The sequence below is a fragment of the Dactylosporangium sp. CS-033363 genome (assembly GCF_050942475.1).
Classification (GTDB): Bacteria; Actinomycetota; Actinomycetes; order Mycobacteriales; family Micromonosporaceae; genus Dactylosporangium.
The window spans coordinates 5,950,034-5,969,861 of sequence record NZ_CP192032.1 but is presented as its reverse complement, the minus strand read 5'-3'; the positions used below and the strand labels follow the sequence as shown (position 1 = coordinate 5,969,861).

Sequence of the window (19,828 nt, the reverse complement as noted above, 5' to 3'; positions counted from 1 at the left end):
ACCGGTTCGTCCGGTCACGGGTCTGCGGTGATGGTGATGGTGTGCCAGCCCGTTGCGCCGTCGGGGAACGGGGTGGCGCGCTGGTCGGGCTGCACGGCGCCGGTGCCGTCGGTGGCGCGGACCCGGATGGTGTGCAGCCCGGGCTGAACGGTCCGGGTGGTGCGCCACTGGACCCACGTGTCGTGGGACGGCACCGGGAGCAGTTCGGCGCGTTGCCAGGGTTCGTCGTCGACCTGGACCTCGACGGCGGTGATACCGCGGCCCTGAGCCCAGGCCACGCCGGCGATCGTGGCGCGGCCGGCGGGGACGTGGGACAGGGGTGCGGGGCGGTCGATGCGGGAGGCGGTCTTGACCGGGGCGCGGGCGGCCCAGCCGCGGACGACCCAGTAGGCGTCGAACGCGTCGAAGGTGGTGAGTTCCAGTTCGGTGAGCCATTTGCAGGCGCCGGCGTAGCCGTAGACGCCGGGGGTGAGCATCCGGACGGGGAAGCCGTGCTCGAGCGGCAGCGGCTCGCCGTTCATGCCGACGCACAGCATCACGTCGGGAGTCTCCAGGACGGTGGTCAGCGGGGTGCCGATGGTCATGCCGTCGACCGAGCGGGCGACGACCTGGTCGGCACCGGGGCGGATGCCGGCTTCGCGCAGGAGTGGCGCGAGGGGGACGCCGAGCCAGCGGGCGGTGCCGATGTAGGGGCCGCCGACCTCGTTGGAGACGCAGTTCAAGGTGATGTGCCGTTCGGTGAGGGGCCGGTCGAGCAGGTCGGCGAAGGTCAGGGTGCGTGGATGCCCGACCTGGCCGTGGATGCGCAGCCGCCAGCTGTCGAGGTCGACCCGGGGCACGGTGAGGGCGGTGTCGACGCGGTAGAAGTCGCGGTTGGCGGTGACGAAACCGGGGTCCTGTCCGGTGGGTAGCGGTCGTGCGGGGTCGGCGGGAGCGGGCAGCCGTACGGCGTCGCGGGAGCGCTTGGCGGCGCCACCGCGGGCCCGGCGTACGGCCACCGCGCTGCCACCGGCGACAGCGGCGGCCGAGACCAGGGCGGCGGCGGTCAAGAACCGGCGGCGATCGAAGGTGGCCGGAGCCGGCGCCTCGGGGGAGCGGACGGCCGGGCGCGGGTTGAGCAGTATCAGCGCCACGGCGGTGACGGCGCCACCGGTCAGCGACGGGATGAGGTCGGAGAGGACGGCGGCCGGGCGGGACAGCGCGGCCGCGGCACCCGCGGCCGCGAAGAGGGCGGCGCCGATCAGGCCGTAGGCGCGGCGGCGGGCGGCGAGCAGGCCGACCGCGATCGCCACCGCGGCGAGGGCGGCGGCGATGCCGGCGAGCAGGGCGGGCTTGTCGGCGGTACCGAAGGTGCGCACGGCGAAGGTCTTGACCGGCGTCGGTGCGGCGTCGATGAGGACGGAGCCGACCGCGACGGCGGGGCCGGCGGCCGGATTGATCAGTGCGGCGACGAGTTCGGCGACGGCGATGCCGGTCGCGGCGGCGAGCAGCCCGGTCAGGGCGGCGCGAAGGCGGTTGGGCACCGGATCACCTCCAAGCGCGGGCCGGGCAGGTGCATGCCCGGCCCGCGGCGAAGGGATCACATCTTCGGCATGAGGACGGTGTCGACGATGTAGACAGTGGCGTTCGCGGTCTGGACGTTGCCGCACACGACCATGGAAGTGCCGTTGACGGTGAAGCTGGTGCCGGAGCCGGTGACCGTGACGTCGGTGCCCTGGAGGGTCTTGTGGGTGCCGGCGAGCTGCTGCGGGGTGAGCTTGCCGGAGACCACGTGGTAGGTGAGGACCGAGGTCAGGGTCTTGGGGTCGGCGAGGACCTTGTCCAGGTCGGCCTTCGGGATCTTGCCGAAGGCGTCGTTGGTCGGCGCGAACACGGTGACCGCGGGCTCCGAGTTGAGCGAGTCGACCAGGTTGGCCTGCTTGACCGCGGTGACGAGGGTGGACAGCAGCGGGTTGCCGGAGGCGGCGGTGGCGACCGGCACCTTGGCCATCGCGTCGAAGCTGCCCGGATTCGACGGATCGCTCGGCACGGACGCGCATCCGGCCCCGAACTGGTCGCCGGACATGGCGGGCGCGCTGGACATGGCCGGGGCGGTCGTCATCGGTGCGACGGACGTGGCGGGTGCGGCGGTGGTGCTGTCGTCGCCGCTGCTGCCACAGGCGGTGAGGGAGAGCGCGAGGGCGGCGGAGGCGGCGATGGCGGCGAGCTTGGTGCGGTACATGGGTGATCCCCTCATTCGGTTCGGTCACCGGTGATTCGGGGTCGCGCGAGGTCCGGATGGGTCGAATTTTCCGGATATTTCTAGATCTTTCGCCGGGGCGGCCAGGGGACGAAGCCGCTGGTGCGGGCGACGTAGGCGGCGTATCCCGGCCGGCGCTCGGTGAGATGCCGTTCGAGCAGCGGCTTGCCGGTCTTCGCGGCCAGCAGCCAGGTCATCAGCAGCGGCGACAGCACGGTGAGCGGGCCGGGCCAGGCGAGGGCGGCGAGGGCGTAGAGGCCCCACCAGACGCAGGCGTCGCCGAAGTAGTTCGGGTGGCGGCTGTAGCGCCACAGCCCGGTGTCCAGCACGCGGCCGCGGCCGGCCGGGTCGGCCCGGAACCGGTCCAGCTGCCGGTCGCCGACGGTCTCGAAGGCGAAGCCGAGCAGCCACAGCGCGGCGCCGATCGCGGCCCAGGGGGTCAGGCCGCGGCCGTAGTACTGCGCGGCCTGCACCGGCAGCGACACGAACCAGAGGGTCAGGCCCTGCAGGAGGTAGATCGACCTCAGGGCGTACCACATCCGGCTGCCCTTCGCCTTTGCCAGCAACTCGTCGTAGCGCGGGTCCTCGGGGGCACCGCGGCTGCGGCGTCCGATGTGGATGGACAGGCGCAGGCCCCACCCGACGGTGAGGGCCGTGACGAGCCAGCGGGTGCCGTCGGCGCCGCGGCCGTGCGACAGCAGCAGCCCGGTGAGCGCGACCGCGGCGAACCCGGTGCCCCAGGCCACGTCGACCACCCGGTGCCGGTTGGTGGCGGTGCCGACGGCGAAGAAGACCAGGACGACGGCGAGCGCGGCGCCCAGGGTCGCGGCCAGGAAGGCGGGCGGGTTCACCGCCACGCCTCGCCGAGCGGGGCCACGCCGCTCGCGCCGGCCGGCCCGGGGCGGACGGCGAGGATCTGGTCGACGCCCATCCGGCCCTCCTCGAAGGTGAGGGCCCCGCCGACCAGGTACAGCCGCCAGACCCGGGCGACCGGCTCGCCGACCAGGTCGACGACCTCGTCCCAGCGCCGTTCGAGGGTCTCCAGCCAGGCGGCGACGGTGCGCACGTAGTGCTCGCGCAGCGCGTGCACGTCGCGGATCTCCAGGCCGGCCGACTCGAGCAGGGTCACCGTCTCGCCGACCGGCCGCATGTGCATGTCCGGGGCGACGTACGCCTCGATGAACGCGCCGCCGCCGGGCGCCCGGCGGCCGCGGGACATCTGCTGGACGAGGAGCCGGCCCTGCGGGGCGAGCAGCCCGTGCAGCGCGGCGGCGAAGGCCGGGTACTGCGCGTCGCCGACGTGCTCGCCCATCTCCACGGTGGCCACGGCGTCGTAGGGGCCGTCGGCGACGTCGCGGTAGTCCTGCAGCCGGATCCGGGCCTGCGCACCGAGTCCGAGGGCGGCGATGCGGGCGGCCGCGTAGTCCCGTTGCTGCGCCGAGAGGGTGACGCCGGTGACGTCGACGCCGTAGTGCCGGGCGGCGTGGACGGTGAGCGAGCCCCACCCGCAGCCGACGTCGAGCATCCGCATGCCGGGGCGCAGGCCGAGCTTGCGGCAGATGAGGTCGAGCTTGTCGCGCTGGGCGGCGGCCAGGTCGTAGCCGGGGGCGTCGGAGGTCCAGTAGGCGCACGAGTACGCCATGTTCTCGTCGAGCAGCAGCGCGTAGAACTCGTTGGACAGGTCGTAGTGGTAGCTGATCGCCGCCCGGTCGCGGGTCTTCGTGTGCAGCCGCCCGTCGAGCTTGGCCTGCGCCTCGGGGGCCTTGGGGCGGGGCCCGATGACGCCGAGCCGGGCGGCGGTGCGCAGGGCCCGGAGCCGGTCGCCCGTCCCGACCCTGACGCCCCGACCGGCCAGGCCGGTGGTGCGCGCGTGCTGCCACACCTGGCGCAGCCCGTCGGCGAGGTCACCGTCGACGTCGATCTCGCCGGTGATGTACGCCTGGGCCAGCCCCAGCTCGTTGGGGTGCCACAGCATCCGCCGCAGAGCCGTGCGATCCCGTACGACCAGGGTCGGCCCGCCGGCCGGGCCGGTCTCGCTGCCGTCCCAGGCGCGCAGCCGCACGGGCAGCGCGCCGCCGGCGACGTCGCTGACCAGGGAGCCGAGGCGTTCGGCGACCGTCATCGGGAGCCCCTTTCGAGGATGAGGTGGTGGACGTCGAGGTAGCCGGTGCGGAACCCGGCCTCGCAGTACGCCAGGTAGAAGTCCCAGGTGCGGCGGAACGTGTCGTCGAAGCCGAGCGCGGCCAGCTCGCCGGCGCGGGCGGTGAACCGCTCCCGCCACAGGCGCAGGGTGGCCTCGTAGTGCCGGCCGAAGGCGAGGTCGTCGGCGACGCCGAGGCCGCGGGCGGCGAACGCCTCCCGCATCGCGCGGACCGACGGGATGAGCCCTCCAGGGAAGACATATTTGTGGATCCAGGTGTACGTCGAGTGCGTCGCCCGCATCCGCTCGTGCGCCATGGTGATCAGCTGGAGGCCGGCCCGCCCGGCGGGTGCCAGGTGCCGCTCGACGGTGGCCGCGTAGTCCGGCCAGAACCGCTCGCCGACCGCCTCGACCATCTCCACGCTGAGCACCGCGTCGTAGCCGCCGGCCAGCGGCGCGATCTCCCGGTAGTCGCACAGCCGCACGTCGATCCGGTCGGCCACGCCGGCCGCCCTGGCCCGGCGCAGCGCGAGGTCGCGCTGCTCGACGGACAGGGTGACACTGTGGACGGTCGCGCCCCGCCGGGCGGCCCGGATCGCCAGCTCGCCCCAGCCGGTGCCGATCTCCAGCAGCCGGGTGCCGGGGCCGACCCGGGTCGCGTCGAGCAGCCGGTCGATCTTGCGGTGCTGCGCGGCCGGCAGGCACTCCCACGTGGCGGCGGCGGGGTCCGCGTCGAACAGGGCCGCGGAGTAGCTCATGGTCTCGTCGAGGAACAGGGCGAAGAGCTCGTTGGACAGGTCGTAGTGGTGGTGGATGTTGCGCCGGGAGCCCTCGGCGGTGTTCAGCGTCGCCCGCGGCGCCCGGGCGCCGTGCACGTGGCGCAGTACCTGCAGCGGCCGCGGGACGATCGTGCCGACGTGGGTGGCGAAGACCGCGAACAGGCCGGTGAGGTCGTCGGTGTCCCAGTCGCCGGCCTGGTAGGACTCGCCGAGCCCGATGAGGCCGGCGGCGCCGAGCCGCCGCAGGAACGCACCCGGCCGGTGCAGGAGCAGTTGCGGGCCGGCGGTGCCGAGCGTCGTGCCGTCCGGGTAGCGCACGCGCAGCGGGAGCCGGGCGGCGACCCGGTGCAGCAGCGCCGCGGCGATGCGGGCGCGCAGCCGCGCGTCCGGTACGGCGGCCACGTCCGGCCAGCGGGCCGGGTCGATCGCCGGGCGGGACACGGTCGAGGTCATCGGACGTCCTCCTGGAGGTGGTGCCGGGGGCGCTGGAGCACGGGCAGGCCGCGCAGCAGCAGCCGGATGCCCTGGAGCCGGATTCGCGCGCTGACGGCCAGCGCGGTGAACGGATGCCGCCGGCCGGCCGGGCGCCGGACGCCGCGCAGGGTGGCGGTGAAGACCGGGCCGCCGTCGCGGTCGAGGGCGACGGTGAGCGCGAGGCGGTCGGCCGGCTCGGGCAGGCGCATCCGGTAGCGGCCGCCGGTGCCGAAGAACGGCGAGACGTAGAACGCCTTGCCGGTCTCGGCCCGCCCGTCGGGATCGGTGTGCAGCAGGTAGCAGTGCCGTTCGCCGTAGGTGTTGTGCACCTCCGCGATGACGGCGGTCAGGCGCCCGGAGCGGTCGTGGCACCAGTACACGGTGAGGGGGTTGAAGACGTGCCCGAGCGCGCGGGCGTTGGTGAGCATGAGGATCCGGCCGTCGGCGACGACGCCGCGGTGGGCCAGGAAACGCTCCACGTTGGACCGGATGGTCGCGGCCGGGTCGCCGAAGTGGTCGCGGGCCCGGAACCGCCGGTCCGGGCGGTCGTCGAGATCGACCAGCCACTGGTACGTGCGATACGCGAAGGCGTGCCGGACCGGCGCGGTGCGGATGTGCCGCAGCGTGCACTCGTAGAGCGCGGCGCCGCTCACCAGGCCACCCCGAGCGACTCGGCGGCCCGCACGCCGGAGCGGCAGCCGTCCTCATGGAAGCCCCAGCCGTGATACGCCCCCGCGAACGCGGTCGTCCCGTCGTGCAGATCGGGCAGGCGGCGCTGCGCGGCGATCGCTTCCGGGGTGTAGATCGGATGGGTGTACCGCATCCGCGCGAGCACGGCCTCGTCCGGCACGCGGTCGCCGTTGAGCGTCACGAGGTACCGTCGCCGCGCCTCGAGCCGCTGCAGGCGGTTCATGTCGTAGGTGACGCGGGCGGGCCCGTCGGCCGGGTCGCAGCCGGGCAGCAGGTAGTTCCAGCTCGCCTGGGCGCCCGGCCGGTCGGGCAGGACCGCGGCGTCGGTGTGCAGCACGGTGTCGTTGACGCTGTACGTGAACGCGCCGAGCACGGCCCGCTCGTCCGGGGTCGGGTCGGCCAGCAGCCGCAGCGCGTCGTCGGCGTGGGTGGCCAGCACGACCGCGTCGAAGCGCTGCTCGGCGTCGGCGTCGTCGCGGACCCGCACCCCGTCCGGCCCGCGGTGCACGGCCCGGACCGGCACGCCCGCCCGGACCGTGCGCAGCTCCTTCGCGAGGAGCTCGACGTAGGTGCGGGAGCCGCCGACGACGGTACGCCAGGTGGGGGAGCCGGTGACGGACAGCATGCCGTGGTTGGCCAGGAACGCGAACAGGTACCGGGCCGGATAGTCGGACACCGTGCCGGTCCCGCAGGACCAGACGGCCGACACCAGCGGCACGGCGAAGTGGCGCACGAAATGCGCGGAGTACCGCCCGCGGCGCAGAAACTCCCCGAGCGTCGGGTTGTCCTCGCCGGCCAGCAGCGCCCGGGCCCGGCGGTGGAACAGCGGGACCTGGGCCAGGGTGGCGAGGTAGGCCGGCCGGGGCGGCCCGGCGAACAGGCCCCGGGCGCCCTTGGCCCCGGCGTACTGCAGCCCACACCCGAGGCAGCGCACCGACATGCTCATCTCGGTCTCCTGCGTCGGCACACCCAGCTCGTCGAACAGCCGCAGCAGATGCGGGTACGTCCGCCGGTTGTGCACGATGAACCCGGAGTCCACGGCGAGCGTCGCCGGCCCGTCGGCCACGTCGTGGGTGTGCGCGTGCCCGCCGAGGCGCGGTTCGGCCTCGAACAGCGTGACGTCGTACGCGTCGCGCAGCACGTACGCGGCGGTGAGGCCGGCCACGCCCGCCCCGATCACGACTACGGATTTCATACCGGTGATTCGGTCCCGCCCGGCCGCCGGATTGGTGTGATCCACTTCTCACCCGTCCGGGTCGCCGCCGGCAGCGAATCGCGGACATGGCGAACCGGCCCCACCTGGTCACCCGCGGTGCCCGTACTCCCCGCGCCCTGGTCCTGCTGCTGCACGGCGGCCGCGCGGACAGCCTCGCGGCCGCGCCACGCGGCGTCGCGTACCTGCGCATGCTCCCGTTCGGATGGGCCGCCGCGGCCGCCGGGCCCGGGGTGGCGGTGTGGCGGCTGCGGTACCGCTACCGGGGCTGGAACGAGCCCGAACGGCACCCGGTGGCCGACACCCGGTGGGCGCTGGAGCGGGCCGCCCGCCGGCACCCCGGCGTGCCGGTGATCCTGGTCGGGCACTCGATGGGCGGCCGGGTCGCGCTGCACGTGGCCACCGACCCGGGCGTGGCCGGGATCTGCGCCCTCGCCCCGTGGATCGAGCCGCCCGACCGCGGCCTGCCGGCGAAACCAGGCCGCCCGCTGCTGATCGCGCACGGCGACCGCGACCGCATCACCGACCCGGTGGAGTCGGCGCGGTTCGCGGCCGCGCACGACGGCCGCTTCGAGCTGGTCCGCGGCGACGATCACACGATGCTGCGGCGCTGGCGCACCTGGAACCGCCTCGTCACGGCGTTCGTCGCGGCATCGCTGTGACGCCTCAGCGGGATGCGGCCGCCGACGGCCAGGACGGTTGCGGTCCGGGGCCGGGCTGGGCCTGCTTGAGGTCGGCGAACGCGACGATGTTGTCCCGGTAGTGGCCGGTGGCGGCGTCGAACTCGCCGCCGCAGGTGATCAGGCGGAGGGCGGCGTGGTCGACCGGGCCGTAGACGGCGTCGGTCGGGAAGGCGTTCTTCGGGTACCGGCCGACCTTGGTCACGGCGAAGACCGCGCGGCTGCCGTCGAGGCGGGTCACGCTGACCTCGTCGCCGGGGGCGAGGTCGGCCAGGTGGTAGAAGGCGCCCTTGGTGCCTTTCCAGTCGACGTGGCCGGCGAGCACGGCCGGTCCCAGCGCGCCCGGGGTGGGGGCGCCGGTGAACCAGCCGACGGTGCTCGCGTCGTCGGGCACCTGCATGGCGCCGTCGGGCTGCGTGGCGAGGTCGACCAGCTTGCTGGTCACGCCGAGCCTGGGGATGCTGACGTTCTGCGGCGGTGAGGACTCCATGAGCGGCCCGGAGGTCAGCTCGGCCGGGTGGCCGGCCCCGGGCGCCGCCGCCGCCGACGGGCTCGCCGCCGCCGACTGGCCCGCACCCGGGCCGGCCGCCGGTGGCGGGGCCGAACACCCCGCCACCAGAAGGGCCGCAGACACCGCGGCGACCGCGGCCCGACGGCTCATGCCTGCGCGCCCTTGCGGCGGCGGTAGAAGGCCAGCCCGAGGGTGCCGACCACCGCGGCGCCGCCGATCGAGTAGATCAGCGCCGGGTCCGGGCCGCTCTGCTGCAGCGAGGAACCGTCGCCGGTGTTGACGCCGCCCGCGGGGACCGAGCCGGCGGCCGCACCGGACACCATGCCGCAGGTCGCCACGTCCGTGGCCTCCTCGGGGATGTTCGGCACGCCGAGGGACTTGGCGAACGTCGACTCGCCGAGCGCGTCCAGGTCGTACTTGCCGTTCTTGTTCGCGTCGATGCCGTGCTGGACGATGTGCAGGTCCTTGAGGTGCGCGATGGTGCCGGCCGGCAGTTGCGCGGCCGGGATCGTGCGCTCGTAGGACAGGTTGCCCTGCGCGTCGGCGGTCGGGAAGCGGTCGACCGCGAGCCCGCTGGCCTTGGTGGTGTCGCCGGAGGTGGTCAGCGAGACGAAGATGTCGCCGTACATCGGCAGACCTTCCTCGACGCTGATGTACCCGTTGCCGTTCTTGTCGTCCTTCATGGTCGGGCAGTGGAAGTCCATGCCGGCGGCGGAGCCGTGCAGGTGCTGGGCGTGCGGGGAGTTGGGGGTCATCCCGGTCGACTTGATGGCGATCTTCAGGTCGCCGTTGTCCATCGCGGTGAGCGTCGCGGTGCCCTTGGCGCCGGTGTTGCCCATCTCCTGCAGGTCCACCGCGACGGCCTCGGCCGCGAACGCGGGCCCCGGCGTCACGAGCGGCACGGTCAGCGCGATCGCCGCGACGGGCAGGACCGCGATGGCGGCTCGTTTGAGGTTCATGAGGGGTCTCCGTTCGGATGGGGTTGTGACAGGAGTGATTCGGGGCGGCCGACCGTTCGGATGGGAACGACTTTTCCTCAGTGCGGGTCGAAGCCGGTGAAGACGGTGCGGAGGCCGTCGAGTGCGGCGTCCCAGCCGGCGTCGGGCGCGGTCCAGGAGACGACGAAACCGTGGCCGTTGGCGGTGGCGAAGTTGCGGCGCAGGGTGTGCCAGCGGGTGCCGTCCTCGTCGAACGTGTACTCCCAGTCCGCCGCCCCCTGCTGATAGAGCGCGACGCTGATGGAGATCCGCCGGTAGCCCGCCGGCGCGGAAGGCCCGGCCAGCAGCTGCCGTTCCTGCTCCGTCCAGTACGCCACCCGGTCCTCGTCCGGCGGCGGCGTCGGATCGACGGTGAAGCCCTGCCGCCCGGCCTCGCTGAGGAAGCAGACGACCTTGCCCTCGGCGGCGCGCGCGAAGCTCCCGGGCGCCGGCGTGCTGAACCCGTCGAGGTCGTACCGCAGCCACCCCGCCGGCAACCCGCCGTCCTCCCGGCCGGATCCGGCATCGACGGCATCGGAGCACCGCAGCGGCGCCGGAAACACGGGGCGCGCGGACACCGGCGCCGATGCCGACGCCGAGGGCGCGACCGCCGGGGCGCTGGTGCTCCGGTCCGGCGGGCGGGCGGCGGCCCAGGCACCCACGCCGCCCGCGCCCAGGATCACCGCGGCCGTCCCCGCCACGAGCAGCCTCCGGCGCGCGGTCAGCACCGGCAGGCGCGGGAGCTTCCAGGCCACCGTGCGCTCGGCGTCGTCCAGCGGGAGGCGAGGCCTCGGCGGCTGCCACGCCGGGTCCGGGCCGTGCAGTGCCGCCTCGAGCAGCGGGCGGGCCTGCGCGGCGGTCAGCCGCTTGCCCGGTTCCCGGCCCAGCAGCCCGAGAATGACCGGTTCGAGCGGCCCGGCCTGCAGCATCACGTCGGGTGATTCCCGCATCAGCGCGGTCAGCTGCTCGACCGGATTCGGCCGCGTGTACGGCGGCCGGCCCTCGACGGCCAGGTACAGCGTGGCGCCGAGGGACCACAGGTCCGTGGCCGGGCTCGACTCGCCGGCCGTCACCCGCTCGGGCGCGACATAGGCGGGGGAGGCGAGCAGCACGTCCTCCCGCGTCGCGTTCGTGCGGAAGCTCTCCTCGGCGAACACCGCCACGCCGAAGTCGCCCAGCAGCACCTGCCCATCGGGTGTGAGCAGTACGTTGCGCGGCGTGACGTCGCGGTGCAGCACCCCGGCGGCGTGCGCGGCGGCGAGCCCGTCGAGCAGGGCCAGACCGACCTTCGCCGCGGCCGCCACCGGGAGGGCCCCGTCGTCGCGCACGGTCGCGTGCAGGGAACGGCCCTCGACGTACTCCATGACGATCCACGGGCGCCCGTCGGCGAACTGCACGTCGTACACCCGGATCAGGCTCGGATGCCGCAGCCGCGCGGCGGTGCGCGCCTCGCGGATCGTGCGTTCCCAGATGTCGGTCCGGCCGGGCGCCACCCCGGCGATCGGCAGGATCTCCTTGACCGCGACCTCGCGGTCAAGGACCTCGTCGCGCGCCTGCCAGACCCGGCCCATGCCGCCCCGGCCGACCACCCGCAGGAGCCGGTACCGGCCGGCCACGACCCCTTCCTCCGCCCCGCCGTCGACTGCCATGACGGGGATTCGGAGCCGGACGGCGAGCGGATGGGTGGCGCGTGAGGTTGTGCGGAGAGAATGTCAATCGGCGCGGGAATGGCCACGGCGCGCTGCCGCCTGGGTGGCCGGGTCGACGTCGTGGGCCAGTTTCGCCGCGGCGAGGGTGCGGCTGGCCAGGTCAGTGATGTCCAGCCCGGTCATGGGCTGTGTCAGCGCGCTGTTGTCTCGAGGGCCGAGCAGGACTCCACCAGATGGTCCTCGGCGGTGAGGGCCTTGAAGTAGATCGGCATCACCTGGGAGCTGTCCTTGGCCTGGGCCGCGGTGATTGCCTCCGTGATGGCCGCGTCCGCGTCGGCCAGGTCGGCGTACAACGGGAAGCTCTCCGGGATGTGTGCGTCCTTCAGCCGGGACCGCGTGGTGGCGATGCCGGTGTGGTAGTCGTCGGTCACTCGCGCGGTCTCGGCCCACACGTCGTCGGGCACCTGCCGGCCGCGTTGCACGACGCTGACCTGATTCGACGCCCAGGAGGCGGCGAAGATGTGGATGGAGCTGACCGCGTACGTGCACGTGGAACCGGAGATCGTGCCGACGCCCGGCGGGCGGGTGAGGTTGCGCGGCGGGGGCTTGGTGTAGCTCGCCGCCGGTGTCGGGGAGGGGCCGGCCGTGCTGGGTGCCGCGGTGGGAGCCGTCGAGGCGGGCGGGGGAGTCGTGCCCTCCGCCGTCGGGTGTGAGCCGGAGCACGCGGTCGCGACCGTCAGTACAGCTGCCGCACCGACGGTGGCAAGCAGCGCCCGGTGCCGGTGCAGCCGCGTCATGACCTCGAACAATTCGTCTCCCCCCGTCGGGCCCGATCGCCCAGCGTATCGGTCGGCCGCTATAGCTGGGGCGGGTCATCGGTGGTGCCGATGCTGCCGTCGGGCCAGGCGAGGATGTGGCAGAACGCGTCCGGTTGCGGGCAGTGCAGGCCGCGGTCCTGGGTGAGGTCGATGACCTGGTCGGTGCCGTCGACCAGCGCGCCGAAGCGGGTGCTGCGGTGGCCGTTCTGGAACTCCATGCTGGTGGTGACGGCCACCTTGCCACCGTCGGCGATCGCCCGGGACGCGCTGGTCGGGTCGCCCCACATCCAGTAGAAGCCGGCCGAGACGCCCCGGGCCGTGGTGTGGTGGTAGCGGGTGCGGATCTGCCCGTCGCCGACCGACTCCACGGTGAACCAGTCGTCGGCGCGGCGGATAGCCGGGGGCTGCTCCGCCACGATCGTGATGAAGCCGCCGAGGCCGGCCGGGTCGATGTCGATGGGGGCGTTCGCCGGGCTGGGGCCGTCCGTCTGGAGCGCGCGTTCGGCGGCCGGCATGTCCTCGGCGCCGTAGATGCGGGTGCCGTCGGTGATGGCGTAGCCGGTGACGGCACCGAAGACGTAGGGCTGGGTGGCGGCCGGGACCCAGGTGGGGGTACCGGCGGATCCGATCACGAAGGCGCCCTCGCTCGCGGGCACGGTGAGCGGGGTGCAGGGTTCGCCGGTCTTCGGGGGCAGGGACCGGGTGCACCAGGTCGGCGCGGAGGCGCCGGTTTTGATCAGGGCCAGGTCGCGGCTCAGGCCGACGGCGGTGCCGGGCCAGTCGGTCGGGACGGGCCGGCCGGTGGCGACGTCGATGAGCGGCAGGCCGGGCGCGGCGAACCAACGGAAGTCGGGCGAGAAGTACTGGGTGCGCAGCAGTAGGTCGGTGTCGGTCAGGTACGGCGGGTAGGCCGTCCCGCCCTGCCGCATGGCCAGTTTGTGATCCTCCTGCACGACCGGGCCGGTCGGCGGGGCGGGCAGCGGGCAGTACGAGCGGACCTGGCCGGTGCGCACGTCGATCGCGGTGACCGCGGTGGGCAGCCGGACCGTTCCCATCCTGGTCGGGTCCTCCCAGATCGGGCGGGCGACCCACAGGACGGCCAGCCCGGCGCTGCTCCAGCCGGCGAGGACCTCGGTCCGGCAGGGCGCGGGTGCCGTGCTCGGCACAGGCTCGGGCTTGGGTGGCGGGCCGGACGGGGTGCAGGCGGCCAGCAGCAGGACGCTCGCGAGGAGCGCGACGGTGCGGTTCATCCGGCTTTCGGTACCTTCGGATCGGCGGTGCGGGTGGGACCCTTGTCGTCCGGCACGTCGGTCTTGAGGTATCCCCCCTCGGTGTTCGTCGGCTCGATGTAGCGCCAGCGGACCTCGTCGCCGTAGTAGATGCGGTACTGGTCGTCGGTGTTCGACCAGTTGCCGCCCGCGTCGCCGAGCGAGCCGATCTGCTCCGGTCCGGTGCCGGGCGCGTACTGGCTGAACTGCGTGTCGTACCCGCCGCCGTGCTTGTCCGGGTGCGAGGCCGAACTGCCGACCATGGCGTTGACGGACTCGTGGATGAGCTCGGTGTCGTACACCCCGAGCTGGTTCAGCAGCGGCCGCTTCACCTCCTCGGGGTACTGGCCGGCGTCGTTCGTCGTCACCTGCACCTGGTTGCCGTGCTCGTCCGTGTACATGATCGGCTGGTTGGCGTACTGATGGGCCTGGATGGTCATGGTGAGGACGTTGCTCATGCCGCGTGACTGGGCCGCCGCCTCGGCCGTCTGCGCGCCCGCCAGGTCCTGCACGTAGCCCAGCAGGCCGCTGATGTACTCGTCCTGGCTCGGGGGTGTCGGCGCTTCGAGCACCGCGCCGGTGATGAGGCCGAACGCGGTCGAGCCGACCTGGTACCCCACGCCGGCGTCGAACGACATCTCGACCATGCCGGCCACGCCGAGGATCCGGTTGATGGTGTCGATGTTGCCCTTCTTGACGTTGTAGTCGGACATCGCCTGGGCGTAGGCGAGGTCCTCCCGCATCTTCGTGATCTCCTTGTCCCCGGCGCCCTCCTTCACCGCGTCGAGCAGGACGCCGGCGGCGGCTCCGTCGGTGGCGGCGGTGAGCCGGATCGCGTTGTCCAGGGCCTTCGCGTACGCCGGGTCGCTCGGGTCGGCGTGCCCGTGCTCGAGCGCCATCTCCAGGTACTGGGTGCCCCGTACCAGCGTCGCCTCGCGGAAGTGCTCGTAGATGTCCTTGTCGCTGGCGGCGACGAACTTCAGGAAGTTGCCGCGGGTCTCAGCGTCCATCGAGAAGCCGGAGATCTGCGACCCGTCCGGCAGCGTGATCGTGATGTACCCCTCGGTGCCGGGCGTGGCGTTGTCGTGACGCGCGAACGAGTCGAGGTAGAAGATGCCGACGTCGGCGATCGCCCCCTTGACCTTGCTGTTGGCCATGCCGGCGAGGCCGTTGTAGTCGGTGGCGGCGTCCTGCACGATCGCCAGGCCCGCCCGGGCGGCCTGCTCGTCGGACAGGCCGTGCCCGCGCATGGTGGCCGCGAGGATGACGTCGGCCGCGCCCTGGCCGGACTGCCAGTTCATGCCCATGACCTGGCGGCGCTCGGCCGCGTTGTCGGTGATCCAGTGGTTGGTGAAGTCGCGGTTGCGGGCCACCACGCCGAGCGCGTCGGAGGCCAGCTCGTCCGGCATGAGCTTGTTCCACTCGGCCTCGGTCAGCTGCGGCCCGTGGTCGGCGTAGTAGCCCTTCGCGATCGGGTAGTCCGCCTGGTAGTTGGCGTACATGACGTTGAGCTGGTGCTTCCAGCGCAGCGACGCGTCCTTCAGGTGGGTCGCGAGCCCGTCGCTGGGCGCCGCGTAGTCGCTGGAGTAGTCGTTGAGCAGCCCGACGAAGCCCGCCGCCCTGATCAGGTTCGGGTCGGTCTGCGGCGGCCACGGCTCGGCGATGTGCCGCTCGCCCGGCGTGCGGAACAGGCCGGGCTGGTCGTTCGGGTCGGTGACGCCGAGGTTCAGGGCCAGAATGTCCTGCGCGGACTTCGGCAGCTCCTCGTACGGCACGCTCTGCGACAGCGTCAGGAACCCGTCGCCGACCCGGTCGACCAGCTTCACCAGCGGATGGTCCTGGCGGGGCTTCTCGCCGGGATGGAGCCCGAGCTGCTTGTCGGCCCAGTCCTTGATCTCACCGAAGTGCGGGGTCAGCTGCTCGTAGTACTGCTTGAGCCAGTTCTTCTCCGCCTCGGTGAGCTGCCCGCCCGCCTGCTGCTTGGCGTTGAGCAGGTCCAGGTACTCGGTGTTCGACCTGAACATGGCCAGCGCCAGCTGCTGGTCGGCGGTCTTCGTCGCGGCCAGGGTCCCGTAGGCCGCCTGGGTCGGGTCGGGCACGACGATGCCGCCCGGCCCCTCGTCGAGCTCGGTCGGCGGGAGGTACCCGAGGTCGGCCATCGCCTTGATGTGGCCGGCGAGGAACTGCTCGTACTCGGTGATGGACCTGCTCAGCGGGCCCGAGTAGTCCTGGACCTTCCGCACCGCCCGCGCGACATATTTCGCCTTGGTCGTCTCGTACTGCTGGTGGAAGTCCGGGTCGTAGGAGTGCTTCCTGGCCAGCGCGTTCCACTCCGCGATGATCCCGTTGACGTCCCCGACCAGCTGCGTGACCTGCGCGTTCGCCGTCGCCGTACGCTGGGCGAGGTCGCTGGCGGTCTCCGACAGCAGCTTCGCGATCTTCCCGAGCTTCTCGCCGTCGTTGCCCAGCGACCTGCTGACCTGGCTCACCTGCGCGTCGACGTCGATCGGCGTCGCGTTGTTCACCTTGTACCCGTCGCCGGCCGTTTCGAGGCCCTTGGTGGCGAGCGTGACGGCGTCGCCCTGCTGCGCCGCGGCCGCGTTGAACCCGCGCGCCACGGCGTAGATCTCCTCCGGATCACCGGCGGCGAACTGGTCCCGCAGCTTCCACGGATCGACCCCGGCCGCGGCGACCAGCCACTCCTGAGCGAACGAGCTCATGCCGAAAGCACCCCTGATCCTGCCCCCCGCGGGCGTCCTGCCGAAGGATCACGACAGCCGACATTGTGCCACGCGCATCGATGTCTTGGTGACCCCGCGATTTCGGATGGTGACAAAGCGTGCGGGGTCGGTCAGGGGCGCGGCAGCACGCCCAGGAGCGTCGCGGTGACGGCCAGCCTCAGGTACGCGTCCGGCTCCAGGTGGAAGCGGGCCAGGTCGGGCTCGGCCGCGTAGGCCGCCTGCAGGCTGGGCGGGGGCGTGCTGTAGGCCGACACCGCGCCGGCCGTGGCCATGGTCTGCAGGCTGAACAGCACCGCCTGCTCGCCCAGTTCCGGCAGGTACCGCTGGAGCAGGGCGGCCATGGTGGTCAGGCGCTCCAGGGAGGCGCGCTTGTACCGTGCGACGACCTCCACGGACACGTTGTGTTCCAGCACGCTGTACTGCGCGCCGAACAGCTCGCACAGCGTGGTGCGGCTGGACAGGGAGCGGCTCAGGATCTCGGCCACCGCGGACGCGCGCCCGGCCAGGGGGAGTGCCTCGTCGACGCCGGCGGCCAGTTCGCCGGCCAGTTCCGTGAGCCAGTCCTGCAGGAAGCGGTCGAGCAGTTCGAGCAGGATCGCCTCGCGGGACTCGAAGTACCGCAGGACGTTGGGTTTCGCCAGGCCGGCCCGCCGGCTGAGCTCGTTCAGGGTGACGGCGGCGACGGGCATCTCGCCGAGCATGGACGACACCGTGTCGAGGATCGCCCGCCGGCGGAGGTCGCGCTGCTCGTCGGTCCGGGCCCGCTGGAACGTCACGCGGCCAGCCTACCGCACCTTACGTACCCCCGGTACGTTGACAACGTACCGCAGGTACCTTAGCGTTGGAGGTGCAAGATACCGACGGTACGTTAATGATGTTGGAGGCACGACATGAGCGCGACGTGGACTGCGGCAGGCATTCCGGACCAGGCCGGGCGGGTGGCCGTGGTGACCGGGGCGAACACCGGACTGGGATACGAGACCGCCAAGGCCCTCGCCGCGCGCGGGGCGTCCGTGGTGCTCGCCGTGCGCGACGTCGAGAAGGGCGCGCAGGCCGCGGCCCGCATGCCCGGCGACGTGACCGTGCAGGCGCTGGACCTGACCGCCCTCGACTCGGTCCGGGCGGCGGCCGAGGCGCTGCGGTCCCGGTACGAGCGGATCGACCTGCTCATCAACAACGCCGGCGTGATGTACACCCCGAAGCGGACCACCCGCGACGGCTTCGAGCTGCAGTTCGGCACCAACCACCTCGGCCACTTCGCGCTCACCGGGCTGCTGCTGGACCTGATGCTGCCGGTGCCCGGCTCCCGCGTGGTGACGGTCAGCAGCACCGGCCACCGGATCCGGGCCGCGATCCACTTCGACGACCTGCAGTGGGAGCGCTCGTACAGCCGGGCCGGGGCCTACGGCCAGTCGAAGCTCGCCAACCTGATGTTCACGTACGAGCTGCAGCGCCGGCTCGCCGTGCACGGCACCACCGTCGCGGTCGCCGCGCACCCCGGCATGTCCAGCACTGAGCTGGCCCGCAACACCCCGGCGGCCGTACGGCTGCCGCTGACCTGGGTCGCGCCGGTGATCACCCAGACGCCGGCGATGGGCGCGCTGCCGACCCTGCGCGCGGCGACCGACCCCGCCGTGCTCGGCGGCCAGTACTACGGGCCCGGCGGCCGCAACGAGATCAAGGGGTACCCGCGGCTGGTCACCTCCAGCCCGGAGTCGTACGACGTTGCGGTACAGCAGCGGCTGTGGAGCGTCTCCGAGGACCTCACCGGGGTGACGTTCCCGGCGCTTCAGCCCGCGTCGGCGTGACTGGTCGGCTCCGCATCCTGTGGGGCGACGCGCTGGAGCCGGTTGCCGAGGACGGCGGTGGCCGCGGTGGCGGCCGCGACGGCGATGATGACCGCGGGGGCCGGGATGCCGCCGGCGCCCAGGGCCATGCCGGCGGCGGCGATGCCGGCGAACCCGCTCTGGGTCATCGCGGTGAAGCCGCCGACCGCGCCGCGAACCCGGTCCGGGGTGCGCTGCTGCAGGCCGGTCAGGATGAACACCTGGGCCGCGCTGACCGCGACCGACCCGATGGCCAGCAGCGCGAAGGCGATCCACAGCCGGGGCGCCAGGGGGAACGCCACCAGTGCGGCGCCCGCGACGACGCCGCTGAGCAGGATGGCCCGGCCGGGGGAGGCGGGTTGCGGGCGCAGCGACAGGAACACCCCGGTGACGAGGGCGGCGATGCCGGGGGCCATGCGCAACAGCCCGTAGCCGATCGGGCCGCCGTGCCAGCGGGTCTGGTCGAGCACGGGCAGCAACGTCTCGGTGCCGATCACCAGCGTGCTCGTGCTGAACAGCACCACGAGCAGCCGGAGGATCGCCGGGTTCCGGCCGGCGAACCGGGCTCCGTCGAACAGCCGCGGTGGCCTCGACGGGCTGTCGACGGTTGCCGGTGCCGTTGCCGGTGCCGTCGCCTTCGCCGTTGCCGGTTGACGGAGCCGGGCCGAGACGGGGCGGAACGCGATCAGCGCGAGCAGGCTGCTCACCGCGTTGAGCGCGAACACCGGCGCCGGGCCGGCGACCGCCAGCAGGACGCCGCCGAGGGCGGGCCCGATCAGCGCGGAGGAGCTGTAGACCACCGAGGACAGCGACTGGGCGCTGTGCAGGTCGGCCGCCGGGACCAGGCCGGCGATCAGGGCGTTGCGGGCCGGGATGTCGAGCGCGAGCCGGCTCGCCTCCAGCGCGGCGGTGAGGTACAGCATCCAGGGCCGCAGCGTGCCGGTCGCGGCCGTGGCGGCGAGGGCCGTGGCCAGCACCGCCTCGGCGGCCATCGTGGTCTGCAGCACCGCGGCGCGCGGCAGGCGGTCGGTGAGCGGGCCGGTGAGCAGCGGCAGCAGCATGATCGGCAGGCTGAAGCAGAGCCCTTCGATGCCGAGCGCGACGGCCGAGCCGGTGATCGCGTACAGCACCCAGGCCTTGCCGACGTTGCTCATCTGCGTGCCGACGGCGGACACGATGCCTCCGGCCCAGACGCGGACGAAGAGGGGATGCCGCAGCGCGGGCGGCGCCATCATCTCGGGGCTCCGGAGGCCGGGCCGAAGACGCGGTCCCACTCGTCGTGCCAGGCCAGTTCGGCCTGCGCCCGCAGTTCGCTGCGGCGGAACGCGGCCGCCTGCAGCGCGGACACCTCGGGCCGCAGGAAGCCCTCGGCCTCGCCCCGGGCCCGCTCGGCGGCGAGCCGGGCGAGCTCGGCTTCGACCGCGGCCCGATGCCGCGCGAGCAGGTCGCCGAGCGCTGCGGCCGCGGTGGTGCCCGTGAAGACCAGCGCGGCGGCCACCGGATCGGTGGCCGCCTGCAGCGAGGTGAACGCCTGCTCCCGCAGCAGGTCCAGCTCGGTGCGCCCGGCGTCGGTGATCTGGTAGATCGTCCGTTCCGGCCGCCGCTCCACCCGTTCGACGCGCACCGCTTCGATCAGTTCCTCGTCGGCGAGTTTGCGCAGCTCGCGATGGAGTGATCCGGCCCCGACGCCGGCCCATTCGTCGGCCTTGGCGAGCCGGATGTCGTGGCGCAGCTGGTGACCGTGCTGGGCGCCGCGCTCGGCCAGCAGTCCCAGGACGACCAGTCGGGTTAGATTCATGAATCTAATGTATTGAAGCTATGTG

General features: G+C 73.1%; 18 protein-coding genes. 2 read left to right on the top strand and 16 right to left on the bottom strand.

Features of this window, described 5'->3' with window-relative positions; all coding sequences use genetic code 11:
- Positions 1 to 14 precede the first annotated feature (14 nt).
- The 7 genes from ACQPZ4_RS27555 to ACQPZ4_RS27525 form a co-directional block, all read right to left on the bottom strand.
- Entirely contained in the window at positions 15 to 1,523 is a 1,509-nt protein-coding gene (locus tag ACQPZ4_RS27555) for a molybdopterin-dependent oxidoreductase (protein ID WP_433041186.1), read from the bottom strand.
- Positions 1,524 to 1,579: 56 nt separating this feature from the next.
- Positions 1,580 to 2,221, bottom strand: coding sequence for a fasciclin domain-containing protein (locus ACQPZ4_RS27550; protein WP_433041183.1), 642 nt, complete (start codon positions 2,219 to 2,221; stop codon positions 1,580 to 1,582).
- A gap of 80 nt (positions 2,222 to 2,301) precedes the next feature.
- Complete coding sequence (locus tag ACQPZ4_RS27545; protein ID WP_433041180.1) at positions 2,302 to 3,090, bottom strand: DUF1295 domain-containing protein; 789 nt, start codon at positions 3,088 to 3,090, stop codon at positions 2,302 to 2,304.
- Complete coding sequence (locus ACQPZ4_RS27540; protein ID WP_433041177.1) at positions 3,087 to 4,361, bottom strand: class I SAM-dependent methyltransferase; 1,275 nt, start codon at positions 4,359 to 4,361, stop codon at positions 3,087 to 3,089. Before ACQPZ4_RS27540 ends, ACQPZ4_RS27545 begins: the two co-directional genes overlap by 4 nt.
- The gene (locus ACQPZ4_RS27535) at positions 4,358 to 5,611 is read right to left on the bottom strand and encodes a class I SAM-dependent methyltransferase (RefSeq protein ID WP_433041174.1); all 1,254 of its coding nucleotides are present in this window, start codon (positions 5,609 to 5,611) and stop codon (positions 4,358 to 4,360) included. Before ACQPZ4_RS27535 ends, ACQPZ4_RS27540 begins: the two co-directional genes overlap by 4 nt.
- Complete coding sequence (locus ACQPZ4_RS27530) at positions 5,608 to 6,285, bottom strand: DUF1365 domain-containing protein (RefSeq protein ID WP_433041171.1); 678 nt, start codon at positions 6,283 to 6,285, stop codon at positions 5,608 to 5,610. The genes ACQPZ4_RS27535 and ACQPZ4_RS27530 overlap by 4 nt, the downstream gene beginning before the upstream one ends.
- On the bottom strand, positions 6,282 to 7,517 hold the full coding sequence (locus ACQPZ4_RS27525) for an NAD(P)/FAD-dependent oxidoreductase (RefSeq protein WP_433041168.1): 1,236 nt from the start codon (positions 7,515 to 7,517) through the stop codon (positions 6,282 to 6,284). The genes ACQPZ4_RS27530 and ACQPZ4_RS27525 overlap by 4 nt, the downstream gene beginning before the upstream one ends.
- A gap of 86 nt (positions 7,518 to 7,603) precedes the next feature.
- On the opposite strand from ACQPZ4_RS27525, the gene ACQPZ4_RS27520 reads away from it, so the two are divergent.
- Positions 7,604 to 8,197, top strand: coding sequence for an alpha/beta hydrolase (locus tag ACQPZ4_RS27520; protein WP_433041166.1), 594 nt, complete (start codon positions 7,604 to 7,606; stop codon positions 8,195 to 8,197).
- A 4-nt stretch (positions 8,198 to 8,201) separates the two neighbouring features.
- On the opposite strand, the gene ACQPZ4_RS27515 is transcribed toward ACQPZ4_RS27520, so the two are convergent.
- The 7 genes from ACQPZ4_RS27515 to ACQPZ4_RS27485 form a co-directional block, all read right to left on the bottom strand.
- Positions 8,202 to 8,876: a class F sortase gene (locus ACQPZ4_RS27515; protein WP_433041163.1), complete on the bottom strand. Its 675-nt coding sequence runs from the start codon at positions 8,874 to 8,876 to the stop codon at positions 8,202 to 8,204.
- On the bottom strand, positions 8,873 to 9,685 hold the full coding sequence (locus ACQPZ4_RS27510; RefSeq protein ID WP_433041160.1) for a hypothetical protein: 813 nt from the start codon (positions 9,683 to 9,685) through the stop codon (positions 8,873 to 8,875). The genes ACQPZ4_RS27515 and ACQPZ4_RS27510 overlap by 4 nt, the downstream gene beginning before the upstream one ends.
- A gap of 77 nt (positions 9,686 to 9,762) precedes the next feature.
- Positions 9,763 to 11,352 (bottom strand): serine/threonine-protein kinase, encoded by a 1,590-nt coding sequence (locus tag ACQPZ4_RS27505; RefSeq protein WP_433041157.1) that lies wholly within the window; start codon positions 11,350 to 11,352, stop codon positions 9,763 to 9,765.
- A gap of 191 nt (positions 11,353 to 11,543) precedes the next feature.
- The gene (locus tag ACQPZ4_RS27500; protein WP_433041155.1) at positions 11,544 to 12,149 is read right to left on the bottom strand and encodes a hypothetical protein; all 606 of its coding nucleotides are present in this window, start codon (positions 12,147 to 12,149) and stop codon (positions 11,544 to 11,546) included.
- Between the two features lie 59 nt (positions 12,150 to 12,208).
- On the bottom strand, positions 12,209 to 13,420 hold the full coding sequence (locus ACQPZ4_RS27495; protein WP_433041152.1) for a hypothetical protein: 1,212 nt from the start codon (positions 13,418 to 13,420) through the stop codon (positions 12,209 to 12,211).
- On the bottom strand, positions 13,417 to 16,158 hold the full coding sequence (locus ACQPZ4_RS27490; protein WP_433041149.1) for a hypothetical protein: 2,742 nt from the start codon (positions 16,156 to 16,158) through the stop codon (positions 13,417 to 13,419). Before ACQPZ4_RS27490 ends, ACQPZ4_RS27495 begins: the two co-directional genes overlap by 4 nt.
- Before the next feature lie 131 nt (positions 16,159 to 16,289).
- Positions 16,290 to 16,955 carry a TetR/AcrR family transcriptional regulator gene (locus tag ACQPZ4_RS27485; RefSeq protein ID WP_433041147.1) on the bottom strand — a complete coding sequence of 222 codons (666 nt, stop codon included), beginning with the start codon at positions 16,953 to 16,955 and terminating at the stop codon, positions 16,290 to 16,292.
- Positions 16,956 to 17,069: 114 nt separating this feature from the next.
- Between ACQPZ4_RS27485 and ACQPZ4_RS27480 the strand changes: the two genes are divergently transcribed.
- Complete coding sequence (locus tag ACQPZ4_RS27480) at positions 17,070 to 17,987, top strand: SDR family NAD(P)-dependent oxidoreductase (protein WP_433041144.1); 918 nt, start codon at positions 17,070 to 17,072, stop codon at positions 17,985 to 17,987.
- Here ACQPZ4_RS27480 and ACQPZ4_RS27475 read toward each other — a convergent pair.
- Both ACQPZ4_RS27475 and ACQPZ4_RS27470 read right to left on the bottom strand, forming a co-directional pair.
- Positions 17,969 to 19,240 (bottom strand): MFS transporter, encoded by a 1,272-nt coding sequence (locus tag ACQPZ4_RS27475; RefSeq protein ID WP_433041141.1) that lies wholly within the window; start codon positions 19,238 to 19,240, stop codon positions 17,969 to 17,971. The genes ACQPZ4_RS27480 and ACQPZ4_RS27475 overlap by 19 nt on opposite strands.
- The gene (locus ACQPZ4_RS27470; RefSeq protein WP_433041138.1) at positions 19,237 to 19,803 is read right to left on the bottom strand and encodes a PadR family transcriptional regulator; all 567 of its coding nucleotides are present in this window, start codon (positions 19,801 to 19,803) and stop codon (positions 19,237 to 19,239) included. Before ACQPZ4_RS27470 ends, ACQPZ4_RS27475 begins: the two co-directional genes overlap by 4 nt.
- Positions 19,804 to 19,828 lie beyond the last annotated feature (25 nt).